6 protein-coding genes are annotated in these 9790 nt (G+C 70.4%); 1 reads left to right on the forward strand and 5 read right to left on the reverse strand.

The window, feature by feature from the left end; translation table 11 throughout:
* The first annotated feature begins 2 nt into the window (after positions 1-2).
* Positions 3-3137 (forward strand): discoidin domain-containing protein, encoded by a 3135-nt coding sequence (locus tag ACI8U3_RS13775; RefSeq protein WP_415015439.1) that lies wholly within the window; start codon positions 3-5, stop codon positions 3135-3137.
* Here ACI8U3_RS13775 and ACI8U3_RS13780 read toward each other — a convergent pair.
* The 5 genes from ACI8U3_RS13780 to rsmD all read right to left on the reverse strand — a co-directional run bounded on the left by ACI8U3_RS13780 (position 3129) and on the right by rsmD (position 9642).
* Positions 3129-4220, reverse strand: a complete 1092-nt coding sequence (locus ACI8U3_RS13780) for an ABC transporter ATP-binding protein (protein WP_415015440.1) — start codon at positions 4218-4220, stop codon at positions 3129-3131. The two genes, ACI8U3_RS13775 and ACI8U3_RS13780, sit on opposite strands and share 9 nt — an antisense overlap.
* A 57-nt stretch (positions 4221-4277) precedes the next feature.
* Positions 4278-4997 (reverse strand): SGNH/GDSL hydrolase family protein, encoded by a 720-nt coding sequence (locus ACI8U3_RS13785; RefSeq protein ID WP_415015441.1) that lies wholly within the window; start codon positions 4995-4997, stop codon positions 4278-4280.
* 125 nt (positions 4998-5122) lie between these two features.
* Positions 5123-7930 carry a M16 family metallopeptidase gene (locus ACI8U3_RS13790; protein WP_415015442.1) on the reverse strand — a complete coding sequence of 936 codons (2808 nt, stop codon included), beginning with the start codon at positions 7928-7930 and terminating at the stop codon, positions 5123-5125.
* Between the two features lie 92 nt (positions 7931-8022).
* Positions 8023-9051: a Kelch repeat-containing protein gene (locus tag ACI8U3_RS13795; RefSeq protein ID WP_415015443.1), complete on the reverse strand. Its 1029-nt coding sequence runs from the start codon at positions 9049-9051 to the stop codon at positions 8023-8025.
* An 18-nt stretch (positions 9052-9069) separates the two neighbouring features.
* A complete protein-coding gene (rsmD, locus tag ACI8U3_RS13800; RefSeq protein WP_415015444.1) occupies positions 9070-9642 on the reverse strand; it encodes a 16S rRNA (guanine(966)-N(2))-methyltransferase RsmD in 573 nt (190 codons plus the stop codon).
* Positions 9643-9790: the final 148 nt, after the last annotated feature.

Below are 9790 nucleotides of genomic sequence, written 5' to 3' on the forward strand. Positions count from 1 at the left end.
CCATGCTGACCCGCCTGCTGATCGCCCTGTTCGCCCTGATCCTGCCCGGCGCCGCCCTGGCGCAGACCACCGTGCTGGACGACTTCGAGGACATCTCGGCCTGGAGCGCCGACGCCTCCACCGACATCAGCGCCCGGGTCAGCCAGGTGGAGGGCGTCGAGGGACAGGCCCTGCGGCTGGACTATGACTTCAATGGCGTATCGGGCTACGCCTTCGCGGCGCGCCCGCTCGTCATCGATCCGCCCGCCAACTACGAGATCAGCTTCTGGGTGCGCGGCGCGGGGCCGGCCAACACCTTCGAGGTGAAGTTCACCGACGCCTCGGTGGACAATGTGCACTGGCGCCAGGTCACCCGCTGGGAGGCCCCGGACGACTGGACCCTGGTCACCATCCGTCGCCGTCACATCGTCAAGGCGTGGGGGCCGAACCCGGATCCCGTCTATCGCGGATCGGAGCGCATCGAGTTCGTCATCGCGGCGGGCGAGGGCGGCGTGGGCTTCATCGAAGTGGATCAGCTGACCCTGCGCGAACTGCCGCCCGAGCCGTCGTCGCCGCCCCGCCCCATCGCCTCGGCGTCGTCCGAGGACGGGGTGTTCGCGGCCGGTCAGGCGGTGGACGGCGATGCAGAGACGCCGTGGCGCACGTCGACGGGCGGCGCCCAGAGCCTGACGCTGGACCTTGGTTACGAACGCGAGTTCGGCGGCGTGACCCTGCGCTGGGCCGGGGACGAGTACGCGAGCCGGTACGCCCTTTCCACCTCGTCGGATGGCGAACGCTGGACCCGCCTCCGTGACGTGACCGAAGGGAACGGCGGCGCCGACCCCATCCTGCTGACGGAGACCGCCGCGCGCTGGCTGCGGCTGGAGCTGATGGAGGGGCCGGGCGAGGCCTACGCCCTGAACGAGATCCAGATCGAACCCCTCAGCTTCGGCGAGGACGCCACCAGCTTCGTCACGGCGGTGGCCCATGAGGCGCGGCGGGGCCTTTATCCGCGCGGCTTCCACGGCGAGCAGCCCTACTGGACGCTGGTGGGCGTGGACGGCGGCGGCGACAGCGGCCTGATGGGCGAGGACGGCGCCATCGAGCTGGGTCGCGGCGGGCCGTCGGTGGAGCCCTTCGTGGTTGAGAACGGCCGGCTGATCACCTGGGCCGACGTGGGCGTGACCCAGAGCCTGATGGACGATTATCTGCCCATCCCGTCGGTGCGCTGGACGGCCGAGGACTGGACGCTGGACGTCACCGCCATGGCCGAGGGCGCGCCGGAGCAGGCCGCCCTGTACGGCCGCTATGTGCTGACCAACACCTCCAACCGGATGCTGGACCTGACCCTGGCGCTGTCGGCCCGGCCATTGCAGGTGAACGGCCCGGTGCAGTTCCTGTCCACGCCGGGCGGGGTCAGCCCGGTCGAGCGCATCGACTGGGATGGACGGCGGCTGAGCCTGGGCGAGGCCTTCGCCGTGACGCCCCTGTCGGCGCCGGACGCAGTGACGGCCGCCATCTTCGACGCGGGCGCCGATCCCCAGAGCCTGATCGCCTCGGGTCGCCAGGCGTCCCATTCGGTTCAGGACGACACGGGGCTGGCCGCCGCGGCCATGACCTGGCGCGTGACCCTGGCGCCCGGCGAAAGCCGCGTGGTCGGCTGGGCCGCGCCGCTGGAGGGTGAGCTGCCCGCCCTGACCGGCGCGCCCGAGGCGGTGCTGGGCGGCGTGGAGCAGCGCACCGCCGCCGTCTGGCGCGAGAAGCTGGACCGGTTCCACATCACCGTGCCAGACGAGGGTCAGCGCATCGTCGACGTCATGCGGTCGTCGCTGGCGCACATCCTGATGTCGCGGGACGGACCGAACCTGAAGCCGGGCACCCGGTCCTATAATCGCTCGTGGATCCGCGACGGCGCCATGATCGCCGAAGGGCTGAACCGGCTGGGCTGGGTCGATGTATCCGAAGACTATCTGCGCTGGTTCACGCCCTACATCTTCAGCGACGGCAAGGTGCCGTGCTGCGTGGACGCGCGCGGGGCCGACCCGGTGCCCGAGAACGACAGCCACGGGGAGTTCATCTTCCTGGCCGCAGAGACGTATCGATATGGCGGCGACCTGGAGCTGCTGCGCTCGGTGTGGCCGCAGGTGCGCGGCGCCATCGGCTATATGGACCAACTGCGCGCCTCGGAGCGCACGGCCGAGAACCAGACGCCGGAGCGGCGGCATCTGTACGGCCTGCTGCCCCCCACCATCAGCCACGAGGGCTATTCGGACCAGCCGGCCTATTCCTACTGGGACGATTTCTGGGGTCTGCTGGGCTATAAGGACGCCGTGTTCATCGCAGAGGCGCTGGGCGAGACGGAGGCGGCGGCCCGCATCGCGGCGGCGCGGGATGAATTCGCGGCGGACATCCACGCCTCCATCCGCGCCACGGCCGAGCACCACGGCATCGACGTCATCGCCGGGGCCGCGGACCGGGGGGACTTCGATCCCACCTCCACCACCATCGGCCTGTCGCCGGGCGGGGAGCAGGACCGACTGGATCCCGTGCTTCTGGCCAACACCTTCGAGCGCTACTGGACCGAGTTCGAACAGCGGATCGAGAACCGCCGCGACTGGGACGACTACACCCCCTATGAGCTTCGCAACGTCGGCGCCTTCGTGCGGCTGGGGCAGCGGGAGCGGGCGCTGGCGGCGCTGGACTTCTTCTTCGCCGATGTTCGCCCGCGCGCCTGGAACGGCTGGGCCGAGGTGGTGGTGCGCGACAAGCGCGAGCCGCGCTTCATCGGCGACATGCCCCATGCGTGGATCAGTTCGGACTACATCCGCTCGGCGCTGGATCTGTTCGTCCATGACCGCGAGGGCGCGCTGGTGCTGGCGGCGGGCGTCCCGGGCCGCTGGCTGGACGACCCGGCGGGCGTGGGCGTCACCGATGTCCGCACGCCCTACGGGTCCGTGACCTGGGCCCTGGCGCCGTCGCAGGGCGGCTGGACCCTGACGCTGGACGGCGACGCGGCGCCGCCCGCCGGGTTCATCCTGTCGTGGCCGCCGGATGCGCCCGCGCCGGGCCCTACAACCATCGACGGCGAAGCCGCCGCTTGGGACGGGTTGAATCTGTCCGTGCCCTCAGGCGCCGAACGCGTGCGGATCTCACGCTAGCCGTCTGAAAGCCTTGCCGTCCGCGTCGAACAGGTGGCTCAGGCCGCGGGGCGCGTGGACCGTCAGGGCCTCGCCCGCCCTGGGCCGCACGTCCCCCGGCAGCTGGCAGGTCAGGCCTTCCTCGGCCGCGCCATGGGCCAGATAGGCATAGGTGGCGTGGCCCAGGGTCTCCACGAAATCCGCCTGGGCGGACAGGGCGTTCTCCTCGCCCGTCAGGGTCAGATGCTCGGGACGCACGCCCAGGGTGACGGAGTCGCCCGGCTTCGCGCGCGCGGCGTCCACCGCCACGGTCAGGGTCTCGCCCGCCGCCGTGCGGACAACCGCCCCGCCGGCTGACGCCTCCACCACCTCGGCCTTGAGGAAGTTCATGCGCGGGCTGCCGATGAAGCCGGCCACGAACAGATTGTCCGGGTGTTCGTACAGGTCCATGGGCGCGCCCACCTGCTCGATGCGCCCCGCCGACAGCACCACGATGCGGTCGGCCAGGGTCATGGCCTCCACCTGATCGTGGGTGACGTAGATCATGGTGGTCTTCAGCTCGCCGTGCAGGCGCGCGAACTCATAGCGCATGCGCACGCGCAGGGCGGCGTCCAGATTCGACAGCGGCTCGTCGAACAGGAAGACCTGGGGCTCGCGCACAATGGCCCGGCCGATGGCGACGCGCTGGCGCTGGCCGCCCGAAAGCTGCTTGGGCTTGCGGTCCAGATAATCGGTGATGTTCAGCACCTGGGCCGCCGCGTTCACACGGCGCTCGATCTCGCCCTTGTCGGTCTTAGCCAGTTTGAGGCCGAAACCCATGTTCTGGCGCACGGTCATGTGCGGATAAAGGGCGTAGGACTGGAACACCATGGCGATGCCCCGGTCCGCCGGGGCCGCGCCGCTGACGTTGCGGTCGCCGATCAGGATGTCGCCGCCGGTCAGATCCTCCAGCCCCGCGATCAGGCGCAGCAGGGTGGACTTGCCGCAGCCCGAAGGCCCCACGAAGACCACGAACTCGCCGTCCTCGATGGTCAGGTCCACACCCCGGATGACCTCGGTGGTTCCGAAGTTCTTCCTGACCCCTTCGAGCGTGACGTTCGCCATTGTTTTTCTTGTCCGTGTGCGTTTCCGGGCCTCAAAGTAAACGTTTACATCGAGGGGTCAACGCAGGGCGCCGGCCAGGCTTTCGGCCGTCAGCTCCGCCCAGCAGGCGTAGCCCGCGTCGTTCAGATGCAGCCCGTCCGGCCCCACCCCGCCGTCGTCCAGCTCGCTCCAGCCGGCCATGGTCTCGAACCGGTGAAACACCCCGTAGCCCACCCGCCCGGCCTCCAGCGCCGTCAGGGCGGCGAAGGCGCCCAGCGCCGGATTGCGGCCCCGGATGAAGTCCAGATCCCGGTCCTCCGGCACCCGCTGGGAATCGATCACGATCACGTCCGCGTCGTGCTCCGCCAGCAGGTCCTGGCCGGCCCGGAAGTCGGTCAGGAAGGCGTCCTCGGTCCGGTTCTGCAGCACGTCGTTGGCGCCCAGTTGCCACAGGATCAGGTCGGGATCGGCCGCCTCGATCTCGGCGGGGAAGCGTCCGGCGGTCTGGCCCGCGTTCTCGCCGCCGATGCCGCGATTGACCACGGTGACCTCGACACCGGGCAGGCGCGCCTCCAGTCCGCGCTCCAGCAGGGGAACGAAGCTCAGCTCGGGCGCGGAGGCGCCCACGCCCTCGATGCTGGACGACCCCATGGCCAGAACGGTCAGGCGTCCATCAGCGACTGCGGCCCGTGCCGCGTCCAGCGGTCGGTTCACGGTCAGGACATCGGCGTCTGCGGGACATTGGGCCATCACAGGCGCGGCGGCGGCGGTCAAAAGCAGGGCGAGGAGGGTGCGCATGGGAGAGCCTTTCACTGAAGCCGCCATTGAAGCGTCATGGTCGACGGGCGCCAAGCGTGGCCGCAGACAAGAAAAAGGCCCGGCCGCCGAGGCGACCGGGCCATTCTCTCAGGTGACGACGACGATTATTCGCCGACGGTCACTTCCTCGACGGGCAGGCCCAGCTGCTCCAGCTGGGGCCGCACCACCTCGGCGTCGCCGACCACAACCCACACGAAGCGCGAGGGGTCGATGACGGCGCGGGCGGCGGCGTCCAGTTCCTCGGCGGTCAGGGCGTTGTAACGACCGGCCACCGTCTCCCAGTAGTTGTCGGGACGGCCGTACAGGGCGTTGGAGCGCATGGCCGACAGCACGGCGCTGGACGTCTCGAACTGACCGGCCAGCTGGCGGGTGCGTCCGTTGATCGTGCGGGTCAGCTCCTCTTCGGTGACGCCGTTCTCGGTCAGGAAGATGTTGAACTGCTCGATCATGGCGGCGATGGAATCGCCCGTGCGGTCCGCCTGAACCGGCGCCTGGAACAGGTAGGGGACCTGATGCTCCCGGTTGCTGATCGAGGCGGACGCTCCGTAGGACCAGCCCCTCACTTCACGCAGCTCGGTGTTGATGCGCGACAGGAAGCTGGCGCCCAGCACCTCGTTGGCGGTTTCCAGCACCAGGGTGTCGTCCTGGCCCGTCACCGGCAGGATCGTGCCGCCGAAGATGATGGACTGGGGCGACTGGGGCCGGTTGACCAGCACCACGCGGGGCTGCGGAGCGGGGGTGGCGACGTCGAAATTCTTGACGCCGCGCGGTGTGGACGGCGTCGCCCACGACCCGAAGCGGGCCTCCAGCATCGGAACCAGGGTCGCCAGCGGCACATCTCCGGTCACATAGATTCGCGCGTTGTCCGGACGGATCCAGGTCTGGTGGAAATCGACCAGATCATCGCGGGTGATGGCGCGCACCGTGTCGGGATCGCCCAGACCGCTGTAGGGACGGCCATAGGGGTGATCCTCGCCGAACAGCACCACCGGCGTGACGCGGCCGCCGAGGCCGCCCGGCTGGGTCAGTTCGCTGGCGATGGCGGCCAGCTGGGTGGCGCGCAGGCGCTCCACCTCGGCCGGATCGAAGGCGGGGTTCATGACCACATCGGCCAGCAGGTCCAGCGACGGCTCCAGGTTCGGCGTGACCGCGCCCAGGCTGACGAAGGTGCGGTCCAGCGAAGAGCCGGCGTTGATCGAGGCGCCCAGACGCTCGCGCGCCTCGGCCAGCTCGGTGGAGTTCAGGCTCTCGGTGCCCTCGGTCAGCAGGTCCAGCATCAGGCGCTGGGTGCCCAGGGCGTCCGCCGGATCAGCGGCCAGACCGGCGTCGAATTCCACCGCCACCCGGACGGCCGGGACGGTTTCGGCGCGGGAATAGACCACCTCGACGCCGTTCGACAGGGTGGCCCGTTCGATCTCGGGGAAGTCCAGATTCTGGACCTCCGCGATCTGCGGCATCGGATCACGCGGCGTCGGCGTATAGTCCTGCGGCGCGGCCGAAGGCGCGGCGCCGGACGGATCGCGTGCGGCCTCCACATAGGGCTCGCGCTCGCCGGGCTCCACGCGCATGGACCAGACCGGACGGGTCAGCCAGCGCTGCATGGCCGCGGTCACCGCCTGGGGCGTCACCGCCGCATAGGATTCCAGCTGTCGGCGGTAGAAGGAGGGATCGCCTGCGTACAGCTGGCCCTCGGCCAGGGCGACGGCCTTGCCGCCGAAGCCGCCGACCTGCTCCAGTCCGTAGATGCGGTTCGCAACCTGATTGGTGGCCACGCGCTGCACCTCTTCGGCCGAGGGGCCGTTGGCGATGAAGTCAGCCATGATGGCGTCCAGACGCTGGGACACCGCATCGGCGTCCTCGCCCGGCTTGACGTTCACGACGACGCTGAACATGCCCACCCGCTGGAAGGCCTGCATGGAGGCCGAGACCGAGGTGGCGGTCTGGTCGCCGCGCACCAGTTCATTGTCCAGACGCGAGCTGGCCAGTCCGCCCAGGACCGAACCGGCGACGCTCAGGGGGATGGCGTCCTCGTCCAGCATGCCGGGCACGATCCAGGTGCGGTACAGGCGCACATTGGCGACGCGATCCTGCATCACACGGCTGATGGGCGCGTCCAGGGTCGGGACGTCGGCCTCGGCCGGCGTGTTGACGGGGCCGGCCGGGATGCCGCCGAAATAGCGTTCGACCAGCGTGCGGGCGGTGGCGACGTCGATGTCGCCGGCCAGCACCAGCACCGCGTTGTTGGGGCCGTAGTTGTCGGTGAACCACTGGCGCACGTCGTCCATGGACGCGGCGTCCAGATCGGCCATGGAGCCGATGGTGGAGTGGCGGTAGGGGTGACCCTCGGGGAACAGGTCCTCCAGCATCTGGTAATAGACCAGGCCGTACGGCTGGTTGTCGCCCTGACGCTTCTCGTTCTGGACCACGCCGCGCTGGTTATCCAGGCGCTCCTGGCTCACGGCGCCCAGCAGGTGCCCCATGCGGTCGCTTTCCAGATACAGGGCCTGCTCCAGCGCCGGGGTCGGCACCGTCTGGAAATAGTTGGTGCGGTCGAACCAGGTGGTGCCGTTCAGATCGGTGGCGCCCATGCCGCGCACATAGTTGAAATAGCTGCCCGGCGCGTTTTCGGATCCGGCGAACATCAGGTGCTCGAACAGGTGCGCGAAGCCGGTCTGGCCCTGAGGCTCGTCCTTGGAGCCCACATTGTACCAGATGGACACCGCCACCACCGGCGCCTTGCGGTCCTCGTGGACCACGACGGTCAGGCCGTTGTCGAGTGTGAAGCGCTCGTACGGGATATCGACCCGTTCGACCAGTTCCGAGACCGGCGCCGCCTCCGTGGATGTTTGCGCCAGGGCCGCGCCTGGCGCGACCAGAAGCACGGCGGATAGAAGAGCCAGAACACGACGCATGCGCGTTACCCCCAAACCTGTGGAAGCAGAGACCCTATCAGGGCGTCGGGCGCGTGCAATTCGCCGAACATTAAAGTTCGGAAAGGTTTGGCTCAGGCGAGGGTGAACGCCTCCAGCGCCGGGCTGGCCCGCCCCCCGCCCACCACCGCCCCGCCGGCGATGGCGTAGAGCGCCGAGCCCACGACCGCCGCCGCCAGACCGTGCCGGGGCGTGGGCATGGGCGGCCCCTCGCTCCAGGCGTCGCGAATGGGATCGTAGATCCAGGTCTCTGCGAACACCCCGCCCTGCCGCGCGGTGTTGTCCGACCCGAACCACTCGCCGCCGAAGGCGATCAACCGCCCGCCCAGCGTTCCCACGGCCAGGCCGCCGCCCACCTGACGGCCCGTGGCGGGCGACGGCGGGATGGGCGCCAGCGTGTCCCAGCGATCCCGCACGGCGTCGTAACGGTCCAGCCGTCCCGTGCCGCCGCCCGACACGGTGCGCCCGCCCGCCACCCAGATGGCGCCGTCCATGACGCAGGCGGCGGCGCTGTTGCGCGCCATGGGCAGGGGCGCGGCCTCGTCCCACTGACCGCCGCGCGGGTCGAAAATTCGGTGCGCGGCGATGTCGCCCTGATCATTCCAGCCGCCGTCGGCGGCGCCGTGCGGCGCCCGGCCGCCGATCAGGTGGATACGGCCCGCGTACTCGACGCCCACCGTCTCCGCCTGCGGCGCGGGCATGGCCCCGGCGGGCGCCCAGTCCCCGTCCAGCACCCAGATGTCGGTGGTGGAGGTCCAGTCGCCCTGCGCGCTGCGGCGATAGCCGCCCAGCGCATACGGCTTGCCGTCGGCCACCACGATCATCGGGTGGTGGCGGGCCTCGGGCAGGCGCGGGCCTTCCTCCCACGCATCCTGGCGGGTGTCATAGATGGCGGTGCGGTCGCTGACGTGAAAACCCTCGGGCGTCATGGCCAGCCCGCCGGCCGTGATTATCCGCTCGCCCCAGGCGGCGGCGTAGATTTCCTGAATGGCCCAGGGCATGGGCGCACGTTCATCCCAGAACGGCCCGCGCTGGGCGTGAGCGGCGGTGGGCGCGAGGGCTGCGGCCCCGGCGGCGGTCATGAGGGTGCGGCGGTTGATCATGGGGCGAGCCTAGCCCGGTTATGCGCCGCCCGCGACTCTCAGAAACAGCACCCGCGCCGCGCCGTAGTCGCGGGCGTCCAGGCGCTCATAGCCGGGCGTGTCGATCTCCGGCTCGTCCGATCCGCGCTCGAGGATCACCAGGGCGCCGGGGGCCAGCCAGCTTCCCTCGATCAGACGGGCCAGCGCCTGTTCGCCCAGACCCTGGCCATAGGGCGGATCGAGGAAGGCCACATCGAACGCCTCGCCCGCCGAGCCCGGCCGCACGCCCAGATCCGTCGCGCTGCGCCGATGCACCCGGCAGACGCCGAACAGGCCGAACGCCTCCATGTTGTCGCGGATGGCGCCGCGCGCCCCGTCGTCGGTCTCCACGAACAGGGCGAAGGCCGCGCCCCGCGACAGGGCCTCGAACCCCAGGGCGCCCGAGCCGGCGAACAGGTCGATGACCCGTCCACCGTCCAGATTACGGCCCCACGCGGCATGCTCGATCACATTGAACACGGCCTGTCGCGCGCGGTCGGAGGTGGGGCGGGTGCCCTGCCCTTCCGGCGCCACGATGGCCCGGCCCCTGAACTGTCCGGCGACGATCCGCATGGAGACTTACGAGCGTCCGCGCGGGCCGCCGGGGCCGCGGGGCTTGCCGCCGCCGGACGGACGGTCGCCGCCAGAGCGCGGGCCAGACGGGCGCGGGCCGCCGGGACGTCCGCCGGGTTTGCCGCCCGGCTTGCCGCCGCGCGGACGG

It is taken from the genome of Brevundimonas sp. (assembly GCF_047617075.1).
GTDB lineage: Bacteria > Pseudomonadota > Alphaproteobacteria > Caulobacterales > Caulobacteraceae > Brevundimonas.